Genomic DNA, 15938 nt, shown 5'->3' with positions numbered 1-15938 from the left:
TACTTTACGACTTAGTTAATTAACCAGATCGTCAAATATCGAGGTGGAAGACGTGGGCAAGATCGTCGCAATCGAATACACGACACTCGACGGTGTCTTCGAGGAGCCGGGCTGGTCCGGTCCCTACTTCAACGACGAGCTCAGCAACTGGCAGGGCAGCAACCTGCGGGAGGCCGACGCCCTGCTGCTCGGCCGCAAGACGTACGAGGGCTTCAAGGCCGCCTGGCCGCAGATGGAGGCCGAGACCGGCTGGTTCGGCGAGAAGATGAACTCGATGCCCAAGCACGTCGCCACGACCACCCTCACCGAGCCGGAGTGGAACGCGACGTTCCTGACCGGTCCGGTGGAGGACGCGGTGGCCGAGCTCAGGGCCGGCACCGAGACGCTGCACATCGCCGGCAGCGCCGACCTGGTCAACCACCTGACCAGGCACAACCTGATCGACGAATACCGCATCATGATCTACCCCGTCGTGCAGGGCGAGGGCCGCCGGCTCTGGGCCGACGGCACCAAGGTCGCCCTCAGTCTCACCGAAGCCTGGCGCACCAGCACCGGCGTCGAGGTCGTCACCTACCGGCCGGCGTGACCCGGTGCAGGCCGCCCAGCGCCGCCTCGAGCATCGGCTCGCGATAGCTCTGGTCGCCCGGAACCTTGGCGATGGCGACGACCAGGTCGAGGATCTGGTCCAGGCTGATGGTGGCGGTGACCTCCCCGGCCTGCTGGGCCGCGGCCAGCAGCGGTTCGGCGGCTGCGACGACGCGGTCGCGGCTGGTCCCGAAGACGGGGTCGGTGCGGTCCACATGCTCGAGCAATTCGACGGCGATCGGGCGCTTGCTCGTCACGTACTGGTAGAACCGGCGCAGCCAGGCGGCGAGCCGGGCCTCGGCGGTGTCGCCGGCAACGGTTGACGCGGCCGCGCACACCTCCTCGACCTCCTCGACCAGCAGCGCCTCCAGGAGTTCGCGGCGGCTGGCGAAGTTGCGGTAGAGGGTGGCAGAGCCGACGCCCGATCGCCGCACGATCTCGGCCATCGATACCTCGGCGTCCGCATCGGCAATGGCGTCGCGGGCGGCCCGGAGAATGCGGTCGCGGTTGCGGAGGGCGTCGGTCCGCTTGGCGGGTGTCTGTCTGGTCAACGGCTGTCCTTGCCAAAGTGGGGAGGCTCTCCACTACGCTGATGTGGGCACCCTCTCCGGTTCCGGAGACCCTATCGCGTTCCGAGGTCATGCATGAGCAGCACCACAGCCGTCTCGAGGTCGGACAGCGGCGAGAAGACTCCCGTGCGACGGGGGCTGGTGCTCGCGGTGTGTTGTCTCAGCGTCGGCGTGACCGGCGTCGACATCACGATCGTGAACGTGGCGCTGCCATCGATCGCAGCCGACCTGCACGCCTCGATGAGCAGCCTGCAATGGTCGGTCGACGCCTACACACTCGTCATCGCGTGCCTGCTGGTGTTCTCCGGCTCGCTGGCCGACCGCTTCGGCCGCAAACGGATCTTCCAGCTCGGGCTGACGCTGTTCACGCTCAGCTCGCTGCTGTGCGGACTGGCTCCCGGCGTCGGTTGGCTGATCGGCTTCCGCGCTCTGCAGGCGGTCGGCGGCTCCATGCTCAACCCGGTCGCCATGTCGATCATCGTCAGCGTCTTTACCGAGCCCCGGGAACGAGCACGCGCCGTCGGAGTGTGGGGCTCGGCCATCGGCATCACCGTAGCCGCCGGCCCGGTGCTCGGCGGTGTCCTGGTCAACGCGGTCGACTGGCGATCCGTCTTCTGGGTCAACGTGCCGATCGGCATCGCCGCCGTCGCGCTGACCCGCGCCTTCGTCCCCGAGTCGAAGGCCGAACGGCCCCGCGCCTACGACCCGCCGGGCCAGCTGCTCGTCATCGTCCTGTTCGCGTCGGTCATCTTCGCCACCATCGAGGGCCCGCGGCGGAGCTGGGAGTCGCCGGTCATCATCGGCCTCTACGTGCTCGCCGCCCTCGCGGTGGCCGGGATCCTCGCCGTCGAGTCGCGCCGGCCGCAGCCGCTGATCGACCTCCGGTTCTTCCGCAGCCCGCCGTTCGCCGGCGCCAACGTCATCTCCCTGGCCATCTCCGCGAGCCTGGGCGGGTTCCTGTTCCTGAACACCCTCTACCTGCAGGACGTCCGCCACTGCAGTCCGCTGCGAGCCGGGCTGATGATCATCCCGTTGGCGGTCGGCCAGGCGGTCGCCGCCCACCTCTCCGGGCGCCTGGTCGCCGCCCGGCGGACCCGGCTCCCGCTGGTGCTCGGCGGTGCGCTGCTCGCGGCCGGCGCCTTCCTGCTCGTGCCGCTGACCGTACACACACCGACCGCCTATCTGCTGACCGTGTACGCCGCGTTCGGCCTCGGTGCCGGCCTGGTCGCCCCGCCCATCACCACCACCGCGGTGTCCGGACTGCCCCGCGCCCAGGCCGGGGTCGCCGGCGCGCTGGCCTCCACCGCCCGCCAGTTCGGCATCGCGGTCGGCGTTGCCGTCACCGGCTCCATCGTCACCGGCTCCATCGTCACCGGCTCCGGCGAGAAGTTCATCAGCGCGAGTCACGCCGCATGGGCCGTCCTCGGCGGCTGCGGACTGCTCGCCCTGCTGCTCGGTGTGGTCTCGACCGGGAGCTGGGCCCGAGCGGCGGCGGACCGCAACGGAGAGCGCCTTGCCGCCGGCGGCGCCGATTCGTGAAACGACTGAGCCGCCGTCCCCCTTGCGGTGGGACGACGGCTCAGCGGCCGAAGATCAGCTGTCGCCGCCGGTCTCGCCCACCGGGGCGGCCGTGACGTCGTCGATCGCGTACTTCTTGGCGGCCTCGGCCGGCACGTGCACCGGCACCTTGCCCTTCGCCGCCAGCTGGCGGAGCGTGGCGACCGCGATCGACTCGGCGTCGACGTGGAAGTGCCGCCGCAGCGCGTGCCGCGTGTCGCTCATGCCGAAGCCGTCGGTGCCCAGCGAGGTGAACTCGTTCGGCACCCAGCGGGCGATCAGGTCGGGCACGGCCCGCATGAAGTCGCTGACCGCGACCGCCGGGCCCTTCGTGCCCTCCAGCTTCTGCTGGATGTAGGGCTTGCGCGGCTGGTCGCCCGGGTTGAGCAGGTTGTATTCCTCGGCCTCGACCGCGTCGCGGCGCAGCTCGGTCCAGCTCGTGACCGACCAGACGGCGGCGCTGACGCCCCAGTCCTGGGCCAGCAGCTGCTGGGCTTTGAGCGCCCACTGCATGCTGGTGCCGGACGCCAGGATCTGCGCCTTGGGTCCGCTCGTCTCGGGGGCCGGTGAGTAGTTGTAGATGCCCTTGAGCAGCCCCTCCACGTCGACGTTCGCCGGCTCGACGGGCTGCAGGATCGGCTCGTTGTAGAGCGTGAGGTAGTAGTAGATGTTTTCCGGCTTCTCGCCGTACATCCGGTGGAGACCGTTCTCCATGATGTGCGCGATCTCGAACGCGAACGCCGGGTCGTAGGCCACGACCGCCGGGTTGGTCGCCGCGATGAGCAGCGAGTGCCCGTCCTCGTGCTGCAGGCCCTCACCGTTGAGCGTGGTGCGGCCCGCGGTGGCGCCGAGCAGGAAGCCGCGGGTCATCTGGTCGGAGGCCGCCCAGAACTCGTCCGCGGTGCGCTGGAAGCCGAACATCGAGTAGAAGATGTACAGCGGGATCATCGGCACGCCGTGCGTCGCGTACGACGTGCCGGCCGCGATGAAGCTCGCCGTCGACCCGGCCTCGTTGATCCCCTCGTGCAGGATCTGGCCGTTGACCGCCTCCTTGTACGACAGGAAGAGCTCCCGGTCGACCGAGGTGTAGGTCTGGCCGTGCGGGTTGTAGATCTTGCGGGTCGGGAACAGGGAGTCCATCCCGAACGTACGGGCCTCGTCCGGAATGATCGGCACCCAGCGTGCGCCGAAGTCCTTGTCCTTCATGATGTCCTTGAGCAGGCGGACGAAGGCCATCGTGGTGGCGATCTTCTGCTTGCCCGAGCCCCGCTTGACGTCGCCGAACGCCTTCGAGTCGGGGATGTTCAGCGGAATCGTCGTCGTGTTGCGCGACGGCAGGTAGCCGCCCAGCTCGCGCCGGCGCTCCTGCAGGTAGCTGATCTCGTCCGATTTCTCGCCCGGGTGGTAGTAGGGCGGAAGGTACGGGTTTTCCTCCAGCTGCTTGTCGCTGATGTCCAGGTAGAGGCGGTCGCGGAAGCCCTTGAGGTCGGGCAGCGTCAGCTTCTTCATCTGGTGCGTGGCGTTGCGGGCCTCGAAGTGCGACCCGAGTGTCCAGCCCTTGATCGTCTTGGCGAGGATCACGGTCGGCTGGCCGGTGTGCTCGGTGGCCGCCTTGTACGCCGCGTACAGCTTGCGGTAGTCGTGGCCGCCGCGCTTGAGGTTCCAGACCTCGTCGTCGGTCATGCCCTCGACCAGCTTGCGGGTGCGCGGGTCGCGTCCGAAGAAGTTTTCCCGGACGTACGCCCCGGACTCGCCCTTGTAGGTCTGGTAGTCACCGTCGGGCGTGACGTTCATGAGGTTGACCAGGGCGCCGTCGTGGTCGGCGGCGAGCAGCGGGTCCCACTCGCGGCCCCAGATCACCTTGATCACGTTCCACCCGGCGCCGCGGAAGAACGACTCCAGCTGCTGGATGATCTTGCCGTTGCCCCGGACCGGGCCGTCCAGGCGCTGCAGGTTGCAGTTGATCACGAAGGTGAGGTTGTCGAGTTCCTCGCGCGCGGCGATGCCGATCGCGCCGAGCGACTCCACCTCGTCCATCTCGCCGTCGCCCAGGAACGCCCACACGTGCTGCTGGGACGTGTCCTTGATGCCGCGGTTCTGCAGGTAGCGGTTGAACCGCGCCTGGTAGATCGCGTTCATCGGGCCGAGACCCATGCTGACGGTCGGGAACTCCCAGAAGTTCGGCATGAGGCGCGGGTGCGGGTATGACGGCAGGCCGCCACCCGGGTGCGACAGCTCCTGCCGGAAACCGTCGAGCTGGTCGGCGCTCAGCCGGCCCTCGAGGTAGGCCCGGGCGTACATGCCGGGGGAGGCGTGGCCCTGGAAGAAGATCTGGTCGCCGCCGCCCGGGTGGTCCTTGCCGCGGAAGAAGTGGTTCATGCCGACCTCGTAGAGGCTGGCGCTCGACGCGTACGTCGAGATGTGGCCGCCGACGCCGATCTCCGGTCGCTGCGCCCGGTGCACCAGCATCGCGGCGTTCCACCGGATGTACGCGCGGATGCGGCGCTCGATGAACTCGTCGCCCGGGAACCACGGCTCCTGCTCGGGCAGGATGGTGTTGACGTAGTCCGTGGACGTCAGTGGCGGAACGCCGACCTGTCGCTCACGGGCCCGCTCGAGCAGGCGCAACATGATGTAGCGAGCTCTCTTGGCGCCGCGTTCATCGATGACTCCGTCCAGCGACTCGACCCACTCATTGGTTTCTTCGGGGTCGATGTCCGGAAGCTGGCTCGGCAAGCCGTCGCTGATCACCGGGCGCTTGCGCTCCGTGGCCACAGGCAATCCTCTTGGTCGGGTGTAGTTGATCCGGGTGGCCCATTGTGTGGGTCGCACGGAGGTTGATTCCATCCTGCCCCCTCGCGGTGGGCACCGTCACGCCTACCGGGCGTTGACGCGATGCGCGACACACGTACTGACCAGTAACTTTCCTCACCCTTGCAAGAAAGAGAACCGGACCTGACGCGTGGGGTTGTCACCGTTGGTATCCACGAGGCAGATCGACTGCCAGGTGCCGAGGGCGATCCGGCCTTGCAGGACCGGCAAGGACGCGTACGGCGGGAGCCAGGCCGGCAGGACATGGTCGCGACCGTGTCCCCGGGAGCCGTGCCGGTGCCGCCATTTGTCCTGCGCCGGGAGCAACTCGTCGATCGCGGCCAGCAGATCCTCGTCCGAACCGGCGCCGGTCTCGATGATCGCCAGCCCGGCCGTCGCGTGCGGCACGAAGACGTGCAGCAGCCCGTCTCCTTCGGACTTCACGAAATCGGCCGCCTCGGCCGTGATGTCGCGGACGACGGGCGAACCTCCGGTCCGGACGGTGATCGTTTCGCTGCGCATCGCAAGAGCCTATTAGGTATAGAGATCCAGCAGCACGAAGGCCGCCGTAGTGAGCCCGATCCAGAGCGTGACCTGCGCCAACCGGGTCAGCGCCAGCCTCATGATCATGGTCCGAGTAGATCAGCTCGGCCGGCACGCCGCCCCGTTCAGCGGTTTTCTGACGTGGCAACCATCGCGCGGGTCCGGAATGCTGGGTGAGTGACCACCCCGCAGAACCTCGACGAGCGTTTCCGTGACGCGGTCTCGGCCCTGCCCACCCCCGACAGCCGCCGAACCGCCGACGACGCCGTCCGCGAGGGCACCGCGCTCACCGGCGCCCGTGCCCTCGAGCTCTTCGACGCCCAGCTCGCCAGCCGCCACCTCGACCTCGCCGCCCGCTGGCTACGCAGCTTCAACGAGGGCTTCTACACCATCGGGTCGTCCGGGCACGAGGGCAACGCCGCCGTCGCGGCCGCCCTCGCCCCGACCGACCCGGCCCTGCTGCACTACCGATCGGGTGGCTTCTACTGCGCCCGGGCCGGCAAGTCGGCCGACGCCATCCGCGACGTGCTGCGCGGGGTCGTCGCCTCGGCCTCCGAACCCATCGCCGGTGGCCGCCACAAGGTCTTCGGCAACGCCGAGCTCAACATCATCCCGACCACCTCGACCATCGCCTCCCACCTGCCGCGGGCGGTCGGTCTGGCGTTCTCCTTCTCCCGTACGGCGCCGGCCCCTCGTCGCTGGCCGGACGACGCCATCGTGGTCGCCTCGTTCGGGGACGCCTCGGTCAACCACGCCAGCGCGACGGCGGCGCTCAACGCGGCCGGCTGGTTCGACCACTCCGACCAGCGGATCCCGCTGCTGCTGGTCTGCGAGGACAACGGCCTCGGCGTCAGCGTGCCGACCCCCGACGGCTGGGTCGCCGCGATGCTCGAATCCCGGCCCGGCCTGCACTACTGGGCGGCCGACGGGTGCGACCTGGTCGACACCTTCGACGCCGCCTCCGACGCCGCCGAGTGGGTACGCCAGGAGCGCCGGCCCGCCGTACTGCACCTGTCGACCGTACGGCTGATGGGCCACGCCGGAGCCGACGCCGAAGTCGGCTACCGCTCCACCGAGGAGATCAACGGAGACCTGGCCCGCGACCCCCTCGTCGCCACCGCCCGCCTCCTGATCTCGGCCGGCCTGCTCGCGCCCGACGAGGTCATCACCCGCTACGACGAGGTCGGCTGGCAGGTCCGCAAGGTCGCCGAAGAGGTGCTCAGCGAACCCAAGCTGTCCTCGGTCGCCGAGATCGTCGCCCCGCTCGCCCCGCGCCGCCCGCTCCGCGTCGCCCACGCCATCACCGAACAGGCCACCCGTGCCCTCGGCCCCGGCGCCGCCGCCCGCTCGGCCGCCTTCGGCGGCAAACTCCCCGAACGCGGCGGCCCGCTCACCCTCGCCCAGACAATCAACGCCACGCTCACCGACGCGCTGGCCGGCAACCCCGGCATGCTCGTCTTCGGCGAGGACGTGGCCCGCAAAGGCGGCGTCTACGGCGTCACCAAGCATCTCCAGCAGCGCTTCGGCGCCGAACGCGTCTTCGACACCCTGCTCGACGAGACCACGATCCTCGGGCTCGCGCTCGGTGCCGGCCTCGACGGCCTGCTGCCCGTCCCCGAAATCCAATACCTGGCCTACCTGCACAACGCGGAGGACCAGCTCCGCGGGGAGGCCGCCACCCAGTCGTTCTTCTCGTCCGGCGCCTACCGCAACCCGATGGTCGTCCGGGTCGCGGGGCTGGCCTACCAGCAGGGCTTCGGCGGCCATTTCCACAACGACAACTCGGTGGCGGTGCTCCGCGACGTACCCGGTCTGGTCCTGGCCGTGCCCGCCCGCCCGGCCGACGCCGCGCCGATGCTGCGTTCCTGCCTCGCGTCGGCGCAAGCCGACGGCAGCGTCTGCGTCTTCCTCGAGCCGATCGCGCTCTACCACACCCGCGACCTCTACCAGCCTGGCGACAGCGAGTGGCTCGCCCCCTACGCCGACCCGGCCCAGTGGGCCGGCGAGCACGTGCCGATCGGCCGCGCCCGCACCTACCCGATCGGCAGCGCCGCCGACCTCACGATCATCACGTACGGCAACGGACTCCGCATGTCACTGCGCGTAGCCGCGCAACTCGCCGCCGAGGGAGTCGGATCCCGAGTGGTGGACCTGCGCTGGCTGAGCCCGCTGCCGACCGGCGACCTGGTCCGGGAGGCCGCCGCCACCGGCCGCGTGCTAATCGTCGACGAGACCCGCCGCTCCGGCGGCGTCGGCGAAGGCATCCTCGCGGCCCTGGTAGACGGCGGTTTCGTCGGCGCGGCCCGCCGCATAGCGTCGGCCGACTCGCTGATTCCGCTCGGTCCGGCCGCACAACATGTACTGGTAGGGGAGGATGCCATCACACAGGGTGCCCACGCCCTGCTGGCGCGGTAAATTGCCACACACCCGGTGCGCTACTTGCGCAGCGACGTGCAAGTGTGTGGACTACCCCCAGGTTTTACCCGACTTTTCTCCCAAGGAGGACTTAGACAGTGAGCGCGACCGCTGGTCAGGCCGACGGCGTACGTAGCCTGGCGGACCGGTTCGGCTTCGAGCCGAACATGGTGGTCATGGAGATGGGCTACGACGACGATGTCGACGAAGAGCTCCGTGACGCCCTGACCGAACGCGTCGGCGATATGGTCGACGAAGACACCGATGAGGTCGTCGACGCGGTGCTGCTGTGGTACCGCGAGGGCGATGGTGACCTGTTCGAGCTGCTCACCGACGCCCTGGGCCCCCTCGCCGACAACGGCGTGGTGTGGCTGCTGACCCCGAAAGCCGGCCGCGACGGGCACGTCGAACCGAGCGAAGTCAGCGAATCGGCCCCCACCGCCGGCCTGCAGCAGACCTCGACGCTGAACGCCGGCAAAGACTGGACCGGCGCGCGGCTGGTCTCCCCCCGGGGTGCCAAGAAGAAGTAGCTCACTGTCGCTTCCCGTCCCGGCCGGCGTCGCCAGACGCCGGCCTGGTTAGGGTGTGCCTATGCCGCTAGCCGTAGGCGAAAACGCCCCCGACTTCACCCTCAAGGACCAGAACAACCAGGACGTCAGCCTCGCCGACTTCAAAACCCGCAAAGCGGTCCTGCTGGTGTTCTACCCGCTCGCGTTCACCGGCACCTGCCAGGGCGAACTCACCGAGATCCGGGACAGCCTGCCGCGGTACGCGAACGACCAGGTGCAGGTCCTGACGGTCAGCGTGGACTCGACGTACAGCCACAAGATCTGGTCACTGCAGCAGGGATTCCAGTTCCCCATGCTGGCCGACTTCTGGCCCCACGGCGGCGTGGCCCAGGCCTACAACGTCTTCGACGCCACGACCGGCCGGGCCAACCGGGGCACCTTCCTCATCGACCGCACCGGCGTGATCCGCTTCGCGGAGGAGCTGGGGCCGCGCGACCCCCGGGACCAGAAGGCCTGGCAACAGGCCCTCGAAGACCTGCAGTGATTTACTGACGCTTCAACCGGTAGGATTACCACTCCGGCCGCTTCGCAGCGGTGCCGGGCGCGTAGCTCAGTGGGAGAGCACTCGCCTTACAAGCGAGGGGTCGTAGGTTCGAAACCTACCGCGCCCACGGTCCGCGGGGTCGTCTGCTCGCTGAGAAGCGCGAGCCTGGGCGGACCGTCATTTTGCTCCGGGGGCCGAGCCCCCGGAAACCCCGCGTTGCGGTGGCTGAGCCGGCGGAATGCCCAAGGCCGAACAGCCGCCTGTCGCGCCGTCCATGGTTTCGTCATCAGGCAGCCTGCGCCGACACTCACGATGGGCTGGTGTAGGTGCCCTCAAGCCGCGGCGCGTACTGCGCAGCTAGCTCGGCGGCGGTCAGGCTGGGTGTCGCCTGGCGGAACTTATTCTGACCGCGGCAATGCTTCATCGAACTTGGCCGGCTCGTCAGCGAGGATTTACTTCGCCGCCACGGACGCCTCGGGGTGCGATGGCTGAGCTGGGCGGAACGCTCAGGTGTCCTCTTCGTCTGGCTGGTCGGTCCTGCGTAGGCGGCGGGCGCGGTCAGCTAGGCCGCTGGTGAGTTTGGTGCCGACTGAGCCCGCGCGGTCGAGGGTTTCGGTGCCGAGGGTTCTGGCGGCGCCGAGGCCCTTTGCTCCGGTGTCCAGGGCCTTGTCCCTTGCCTCTGAGGCCGCGTCTGTCCAGCGCCTCGTGTCTGACGCCTCGCGGCCCGATTCGATGCCGAGCCGGTCGTGGAAGTCCTGGATGCCGGCTGCTACGTGGTTGCTTGACTCGACCACCGCCGGGGATCTGGTCGGGTGGAGCAGCACCTTCGCGTTCGCCGCGGTGGCTGCTGCGTCCATGCGTGCCAGCAGGCGCTCGGTGCTGCGTGAGATGTGGTCGAGCCGGTTCTGGCGGGCCTCCTTCAGGCCGAGGCGGTGGGCGTCCAGCTCGTCGGGGGAGGCGTCCAGCACGCGGTCGAGTTCGAGGACGGCGATCGCGTCCTGCAACTGGAAGCAGCGGGCCAGGACGGCGAGCCATTCCTGGACTTTGGACTCCGCTTCCCTGGCCGACGTGGCCAGGTCGGCGATCTTAGCTTTGTGCTCCAGTTTCTCGGCGAGTGCGTCGAGTTGGAGCAGCGTGTACGCCTGGGTCTCGGCGACCGTGGCCGGTGCGTTCTGGACCTTCGACCACGTGATCTCGTCGACTCGGCCGCGTTTCTCCCGGATGGTCATGGCCTCCTCGATGACGAAGCCCGTGCCGATCATGCGGGCCAGCGCGGCGTCCTTCTGGGCGCGCAGGACGTCGTCGACCTTCTCGTCGATTCTCGCGAGGTAGTCGGTGATCTCGTCCATGGTCTGCTGCATCGCGAGCTGGGCCATGATGCCCGCGGCGCCGGCCAGGACCGCCGGGTTGGTCAGTAACGAGCCTGGCCCCCTGGCGAACTCGACGAAACCCCTGATCTGGCCCTTGTTGCCCCGCACCACGCCCGTGCTGAGACCCGTCTTCCTGCTGTGCCGCAGCCCGTGCTTCTGCACAACCTGCGCCGACTCCCGCGTCAGCTTCACCCAGCGATGGGAGTTGGCGGCGATCTCCGAACCCGCCTGCGCGACCGCGGACCCGGTGCCGGCGACGGACTTGAGCCGGTGCAGCCCGAGGTCCCGCGACGCCAGCCCCTCCGAGGCCAGGAAGCGCTCGACATCCGCCGCATTCCCGATGACCGCCAGCCCGTCACCGTCACTGATGAGCTGAATCTCGTTGCCCGTCGGCGCTTCAGAAGGGGTCACGGGTAAAGACTGCCCACCGCGTTCCCGGATCGCGATCAGCCGACCAGGCAGTGATGCGGAGCGCACAGGTTAGTGCTCAAGATGGTGAGCGTCAGGTGATGCTATGGGCAAGATGATGCCCCTTACCTTGAGATGTGCCATGGCTCGACCCGTGTCCTCCGCGAGTGAAGAGCAGTGCCACGAGCATCGGTGCACAGCTTGTGGCGTGGCGGAAGCTTCAACGGCTCACCGCGGCGCAGGTCGCCGACCGTGCCGGCATTGCCCGCAACACCCTACGACGAGTCGAGACCGGCGACGTCGGCGTCAGCTCGAAGCACCAGTGACAGCGCTGGATCCCTATGAGACGGACCTCGGCCGCGCGCGGGCCGACGAGGCGTCGCCGAAACGGGTGCGCCACTGAGTCACGCCGGCTTCTTGGGGCGGGCCCGGACGTGCATGCGTTCGCCCTGGCTGCCGAAGATGGACAGGAACTCGACCGGGTCGCCGTTGGCGCTGCCGAACCAGTGTGGGGTGCGGGTGTCGAACTCGGCGGCCTCGCCCGGGGCCAACGACAGGTCGTGGTCGCCCAGGACCAGGCGGACGCGGCCGGACAGGACGAAGATCCACTCGTACCCCTCGTGGGTCTTGGGTTCCGGGACCTGGACCGGACCTGCCGGGATGATGATTTTGAAGGCCTGCGGTGAACCGATCTGCCTGGTCAGCGGCAAGAAGGTCATGCCGTGGCGGTGGATCGGCTGCTGGTGCACTCGCGGGTCGCCGACCGGCGGGGCGCCGACCAGCTCGTCGAGCGGCACCCGGTGGGCTCGGGCCAGCGGCAGCAGCAGCTCCAGGGTTGCCTTGCGCTGGCCCGACTCGAGCCGGGACAGGGTGCTGACCGAGATGCCGGTGGTCTCGGCCAGCGCGGCCAGCGTGTGGCCGGACTTCTTGCGGAGCTCGCGCAGCCGCGGGCCGACCTCGCGGAGAATGGAACTTGCTGTCATGGCAAAGAAGTTTGCCACGGAGCTGAACCCGCGCCACGCTCCGAGCATGACTTACGACGTGATAGTGATCGGCGGGGGACCGGCGGGGCTGAGCGGCGCGGTGGCCCTCGGCCGTGCGCTGCGCGCGGTGCTGGTGATCGACTCCGGGGCCCCGCGCAACGCCCCGGCCGAGGGCATCCACAACTACCTGACCCGCGACGGGATGCGGCCGGCCGAGTTTCTCGCCGCCGGGCGCGAGGAGGTACGCCGGTACGGCGGCACGGTCCTCGACGGTGAGGTGACCGCGGCCCGGGGCGGCCTGGAAGGCGGCTTCACGGTCGAACTCGCGGACGGCAGTGCCCACCAGGCGAAACGGCTGCTCGTGACGACCGGTCTCAAGGACCAGCTTCCCGACATTCCGGGCCTCGCCGAGCAGTGGGGTCAGACCCTGCTGCACTGTCCCTACTGCCACGGCTACGAGGTGCGCGGCCGGTCGATCGGGGTGATCGCGGTCAACGAGCGGGCGCCCGAGCAGGCTCGCCTCTGGGGCCAATGGTCCCCGGACGTACAGATCATTCCGGGCGGCGACATCGCCGCCGTCGAGCCCAAGGGCGTACGCCTGAAGGACGGCACGTTCGTGGCGCGTGACGCCCTGGTGATCGCCGCCCGGGTCGCCGCGCGGGCGGAGTTCCTGGTCACGCTCGGGCTCGAGGTGGCCGAGCATCCGTCGGGGGCGGGCACCCACGTACCGGCGGTCGACCCGACCGGGCGCAGCGCCGTGCCCGGTGTGTGGGTGGCCGGCAACGTCGCCGACCCGATGGCGCAGGTGATCAGCTCGGCCGCGGCCGGACTCCAGGCCGGGGCGATGATCAACGTCGACCTGATCGAAGACTAGATAACTTCCAGTTCGCGGTACGCGCTGATCACGGCCTCGGTGCGGGCGGCCAGTTCGGGGCCCGCCTCGACCGGGGCGGCGTCCGGCACCAGGGCGGCCAGCACCTGCTCGGCCGCCCGGGCCGTGTCGCTGATGCGCTGCTCGCGCAGGAACGTCTCGCCCGCCCGGGCCGCCGCGTCCAGGCTGCGCAGCACGCGGTTGGCCGACTCGGCGGTCTCCAGCCACAGCTTCTCGACGCGGTCACGCTGAGCGGCAAGGGCCAGAACGGCCGGACTGTCGTCGGGGACGTCGTCGTCGCGTACATCCTGAAGCTCGGCGCGAAGGCGCCGGATCTCCTGACGCCGGGCCATCTGGCCCGCCAGATCGCCCAGCGCGCGGGTCAGCGACCGGTCGGCCGTCACCGGGTCGATCATGTCGGGCAGGGCCGGCCAAGTACGCCGGATCCGGCGCGAGACCGTGACCGCGCGTTCGAAGGCGACCCGCTCCGGCTCGCTCCACAGCACCCGCGACTCGTCGTCGTCCGGCACCGCGAAACGGCCGTGCCGGGAGGCCCGCGCCATCCGGCGCCAGAGCAGCGTCAACCCGGCCGCCGAGGCGAGAGCGGGGAGCCACCAGGGCAGGCCGGCCGCGTACAGGGAAGCGGTGACCACCATCAAAGGGAGAGCGACGCGCGAAGCGATCGCGAGGCGAGCCTCGCGGCTACGCCCGCTCGGAAGAGCGGGAAGGAATTCCGTCACCGAACCGGTCCGGCGCCGGGTGGCGCGGCCCTCACGCAGGCGGAGAGGGTACGGCGAGACGACTACCTTCTCGGCATCGGCACCGATGTGGAGTTCGCCCTGCATGCCAGCCTCCCCGCGGCCCGATTTCCGGGCGGGCCCAAATCGCCGGGGGAATCCGACCGGGCCCGCCCACCGGCGGGAACTCCCCGCCGGTGCCACAAGGAATCGGTGCTTCCCGGGCCGCCTTGAGGATGGCGACCGGTGCAGATGGGGTGCGGCCTGGTCGGCGTCGTCAGCTTCGATGGACCGTTAGGGTCCTGGCGTGGACATCAACGCCGCGATCGCCTCGGAGCGTCGCCGCATCGCGGATCTGGTCGACTCGCTCAGCCCGGCCCAGCTCGAGGTGCGGAGCCTGTGCGGGGAATGGACCGTACGCGAGGTGGCCGGTCACCTGCTGGCTGCGGTCTCCCCGCTGCCGGGCCGGCAGGTGCTGGGCATGTTCGTGACCAGCGGGTTCCGGCTGCACAAGGCGAACGCCCGGCTGGCCGTCGCGGTCGCCCGGCGGCCCGCCCTGGCTGCCGACCTGCGGGCGCTGGCCGACAACCGCTTCCGCGCGCCGGTCGTCGGCTATCCCGGCCAGCTCACCGACCTGCAGGTGCACGGGCAGGACATGCGGCGCCCGCTCGGGCTGCCCCACGGACTCGACCTGGAACGCGTGCGGGTCTCGCTGGAGTTCCTGACCGGCGGCCGCGCCCTCGGCTTCACCCCGCGGCGCCGGCTGGCCGGACTGCACCTCGAAGCAACCGATCTGTCCTGGTCGTGGGGTTCCGGGGCGACGCTGGCCGGGCCGGCCGAGGCGCTGATGATGGCGCTGACCGGGCGCCGCGCCGCCCTCGCCGACCTGGACGGGCCGGGGGTGCGGGTGCTCGCGGCGCGCCTGCCCGGACGCTGATGTGCCAGCTTTCGCCTTGCGGCCTCTGACCTACCGAAAACTGTCATAGGGCGCCCCTAGGTTCGCAGGCATGAATGACACAGAGCTCCAGTCGTCCCCGATCACCCTCGACCGTCGTCTGGTGCTCGGCGAGATCGACTACCAGGTCACGGCGTTCCCCGCCGAAGACCACCGCATCGATCTCTGCATCGTGAGCAGCGACGGCGACGGCCAGGTGGTGAGCGAGATCAGCGGTGGCATAGCCCCGTCCGATCTGACCGCGCTCACCGACGTCCTGACCTCGACCCTGTCCGGCCTGATCGCGATGACCCAACCGGCCCTCTCCTCCCGCAGCCCGTCCGGCCGCCGCGACCGCCCACCCAACCGCGGCACCCGCTGGACCGAGGCCGACGACACCCGCCTGATCAGCCGCTACCGCACCGGCGCCCGCCTGCGCGACCTCTCCGACGAGTTCGGCCGCACCAGCGGCGGCATCCGCGCCCGCCTCGAGTTCCTGGGCATCCTGGCCCCGGGCGCCCCGTGGCAGCCCACCCCCGACCAGCCGGCCGCCGACCCGCCCGGTCCCCGGCCGCCCGCCGACGAGCCGCCGGCCGGCTGACCCGCAGCACCCGGCCGCCGGGCCGTCCCGGTCCGGCGGCCGCTACCGCTTGCTGACCGCGATGCCGTGCTCGGCCAGCGCCCGATCGAGCGCGACGACGGTCCGCTGCACCTCGTCGAGGAAGGAGTCCACTTCTTCCTCGTTGTAGCCGCGCCTCCCCCAGGGCGCCCGCCGGAACGCCACGTCCTGCACGTCGGCGCCGGTAAGCAGCACCGGCACGAGGCCGCCGCCGGCGGCATATCGCGCGCGCAGATCCTCTTCCACCTGGTCGAGGAAGGCGTCGACCTGCTCCTCGTCGTAGCCCCGGCGCCCGAACGGCGCCTTCCCGAACTGAATGCTCCGCACATCATCCGGAGTGAGCCCACCGGCCGGCGGCCGCCAGGTGGCCCCACCCTCGCCCGGCCCCCTGCCAGCCGCCGACCCTTCGCCGTATCCGCTCACGTCCGACCCACCCGCGCCGTTTCCGCTCACCGCCACCCACCTCCGTCTGCCTGGCCCGCG

General features: G+C 69.9%; 16 protein-coding genes and 1 tRNA gene. 10 read left to right on the top strand and 7 right to left on the bottom strand.

Translation table 11 applies throughout. The annotated features are described in order from the left end of the window. The first annotated feature begins 52 nt into the window (after positions 1-52). Positions 53-586: a dihydrofolate reductase family protein gene (locus ACIA5C_RS28825; RefSeq protein ID WP_396060035.1), complete on the top strand. Its 534-nt coding sequence runs from the start codon at positions 53-55 to the stop codon at positions 584-586. Here the strand turns inward: ACIA5C_RS28825 and ACIA5C_RS28820 are convergent. Beyond that, positions 567-1136 carry a TetR/AcrR family transcriptional regulator gene (locus ACIA5C_RS28820; protein WP_396060033.1) on the bottom strand — a complete coding sequence of 190 codons (570 nt, stop codon included), beginning with the start codon at positions 1134-1136 and terminating at the stop codon, positions 567-569. The two genes, ACIA5C_RS28825 and ACIA5C_RS28820, sit on opposite strands and share 20 nt — an antisense overlap. Positions 1137-1280: 144 nt before the next feature. On the opposite strand from ACIA5C_RS28820, the gene ACIA5C_RS28815 reads away from it, so the two are divergent. Beyond that, positions 1281-2693, top strand: coding sequence for an MFS transporter (locus ACIA5C_RS28815; protein WP_396060031.1), 1413 nt, complete (start codon positions 1281-1283; stop codon positions 2691-2693). Between the two features lie 54 nt (positions 2694-2747). Here ACIA5C_RS28815 and aceE read toward each other — a convergent pair whose 3' ends face one another. Together aceE and ACIA5C_RS28805 are read right to left on the bottom strand one after the other, a co-directional pair. Next, complete coding sequence (aceE, locus tag ACIA5C_RS28810) at positions 2748-5486, bottom strand: pyruvate dehydrogenase (acetyl-transferring), homodimeric type (protein ID WP_396060029.1); 2739 nt, start codon at positions 5484-5486, stop codon at positions 2748-2750. 153 nt (positions 5487-5639) lie between these two features. Then, positions 5640-6044, bottom strand: a complete 405-nt coding sequence (locus ACIA5C_RS28805; RefSeq protein WP_396060027.1) for a YjbQ family protein — start codon at positions 6042-6044, stop codon at positions 5640-5642. A gap of 198 nt (positions 6045-6242) precedes the next feature. On the opposite strand from ACIA5C_RS28805, the gene ACIA5C_RS28800 reads away from it, so the two are divergent. The 4 genes from ACIA5C_RS28800 (at position 6243) to ACIA5C_RS28785 (ending at position 9660) form a co-directional block, all read left to right on the top strand. Further along, positions 6243-8480 carry a thiamine pyrophosphate-dependent enzyme gene (locus ACIA5C_RS28800; protein ID WP_396060025.1) on the top strand — a complete coding sequence of 746 codons (2238 nt, stop codon included), beginning with the start codon at positions 6243-6245 and terminating at the stop codon, positions 8478-8480. 98 nt (positions 8481-8578) lie between these two features. After that, positions 8579-9010, top strand: a complete 432-nt coding sequence (locus tag ACIA5C_RS28795; RefSeq protein WP_396060023.1) for a DUF3052 domain-containing protein — start codon at positions 8579-8581, stop codon at positions 9008-9010. A gap of 61 nt (positions 9011-9071) precedes the next feature. Beyond that, the gene (locus ACIA5C_RS28790; RefSeq protein ID WP_396060021.1) at positions 9072-9533 is read left to right on the top strand and encodes a peroxiredoxin; all 462 of its coding nucleotides are present in this window, start codon (positions 9072-9074) and stop codon (positions 9531-9533) included. A 55-nt stretch (positions 9534-9588) separates the two neighbouring features. Continuing rightward, a tRNA-Val gene (locus ACIA5C_RS28785) sits at positions 9589-9660 on the top strand. 379 nt (positions 9661-10039) lie between these two features. Here ACIA5C_RS28785 and ACIA5C_RS28780 read toward each other — a convergent pair. Continuing rightward, positions 10040-11380: a hypothetical protein gene (locus ACIA5C_RS28780; protein WP_396060019.1), complete on the bottom strand. Its 1341-nt coding sequence runs from the start codon at positions 11378-11380 to the stop codon at positions 10040-10042. 68 nt (positions 11381-11448) lie between these two features. Between ACIA5C_RS28780 and ACIA5C_RS28775 the strand changes: the two genes are divergently transcribed. Continuing rightward, entirely contained in the window at positions 11449-11637 is a 189-nt protein-coding gene (locus ACIA5C_RS28775) for a helix-turn-helix domain-containing protein (protein ID WP_396060017.1), read from the top strand. 78 nt (positions 11638-11715) lie between these two features. Here the strand turns inward: ACIA5C_RS28775 and ACIA5C_RS28770 are convergent, their stop codons facing one another. Next, positions 11716-12294: a helix-turn-helix domain-containing protein gene (locus ACIA5C_RS28770; protein WP_396060015.1), complete on the bottom strand. Its 579-nt coding sequence runs from the start codon at positions 12292-12294 to the stop codon at positions 11716-11718. Positions 12295-12340: 46 nt separating this feature from the next. On the opposite strand from ACIA5C_RS28770, the gene ACIA5C_RS28765 reads away from it, so the two are divergent. Then, positions 12341-13168, top strand: a complete 828-nt coding sequence (locus ACIA5C_RS28765) for an NAD(P)/FAD-dependent oxidoreductase (protein WP_396060013.1) — start codon at positions 12341-12343, stop codon at positions 13166-13168. Here ACIA5C_RS28765 and ACIA5C_RS28760 read toward each other — a convergent pair. Beyond that, positions 13165-14010, bottom strand: coding sequence for a hypothetical protein (locus ACIA5C_RS28760; protein WP_396060011.1), 846 nt, complete (start codon positions 14008-14010; stop codon positions 13165-13167). The two genes, ACIA5C_RS28765 and ACIA5C_RS28760, sit on opposite strands and share 4 nt — an antisense overlap. A gap of 199 nt (positions 14011-14209) precedes the next feature. On the opposite strand from ACIA5C_RS28760, the gene ACIA5C_RS28755 reads away from it, so the two are divergent. Together ACIA5C_RS28755 and ACIA5C_RS28750 are read left to right on the top strand one after the other, a co-directional pair. After that, on the top strand, positions 14210-14839 hold the full coding sequence (locus ACIA5C_RS28755) for a maleylpyruvate isomerase family mycothiol-dependent enzyme (RefSeq protein ID WP_396060009.1): 630 nt from the start codon (positions 14210-14212) through the stop codon (positions 14837-14839). 70 nt (positions 14840-14909) lie between these two features. Next, positions 14910-15437, top strand: a complete 528-nt coding sequence (locus ACIA5C_RS28750; RefSeq protein WP_396060007.1) for a hypothetical protein — start codon at positions 14910-14912, stop codon at positions 15435-15437. Positions 15438-15479: 42 nt separating this feature from the next. Here ACIA5C_RS28750 and ACIA5C_RS28745 read toward each other — a convergent pair whose 3' ends face one another. Beyond that, on the bottom strand, positions 15480-15878 hold the full coding sequence (locus ACIA5C_RS28745) for a DivIVA domain-containing protein (RefSeq protein WP_396060618.1): 399 nt from the start codon (positions 15876-15878) through the stop codon (positions 15480-15482). Positions 15879-15938: the final 60 nt, after the last annotated feature.

Source organism: Actinoplanes sp. NPDC051343, assembly GCF_044455125.1.
Taxonomy (GTDB): domain Bacteria; phylum Actinomycetota; class Actinomycetes; order Mycobacteriales; family Micromonosporaceae; genus Actinoplanes.
The sequence above is the reverse complement of the archived record's forward strand: the minus strand, read 5'-3'. Positions and strand labels throughout refer to the sequence as shown.

What these genes read in the sequence shown, in the direction of transcription:
- ACIA5C_RS28805 (WP_396060027.1), bottom strand. Translation starts at nt 6,044, where the DNA reads ATGCGCAGCGAAACGATCACCGTCCGGACCGGAGGTTCGCCCGTCGTC.
- ACIA5C_RS28790 (WP_396060021.1), top strand. Translation starts at nt 9,072, where the DNA reads ATGCCGCTAGCCGTAGGCGAAAACGCCCCCGACTTCACCCTCAAGGAC.
- ACIA5C_RS28770 (WP_396060015.1), bottom strand. Translation starts at nt 12,294, where the DNA reads ATGACAGCAAGTTCCATTCTCCGCGAGGTCGGCCCGCGGCTGCGCGAG.
- ACIA5C_RS28765 (WP_396060013.1), top strand. Translation starts at nt 12,341, where the DNA reads ATGACTTACGACGTGATAGTGATCGGCGGGGGACCGGCGGGGCTGAGC.
- ACIA5C_RS28760 (WP_396060011.1), bottom strand. Translation starts at nt 14,010, where the DNA reads ATGCAGGGCGAACTCCACATCGGTGCCGATGCCGAGAAGGTAGTCGTC.
- ACIA5C_RS28750 (WP_396060007.1), top strand. Translation starts at nt 14,910, where the DNA reads ATGAATGACACAGAGCTCCAGTCGTCCCCGATCACCCTCGACCGTCGT.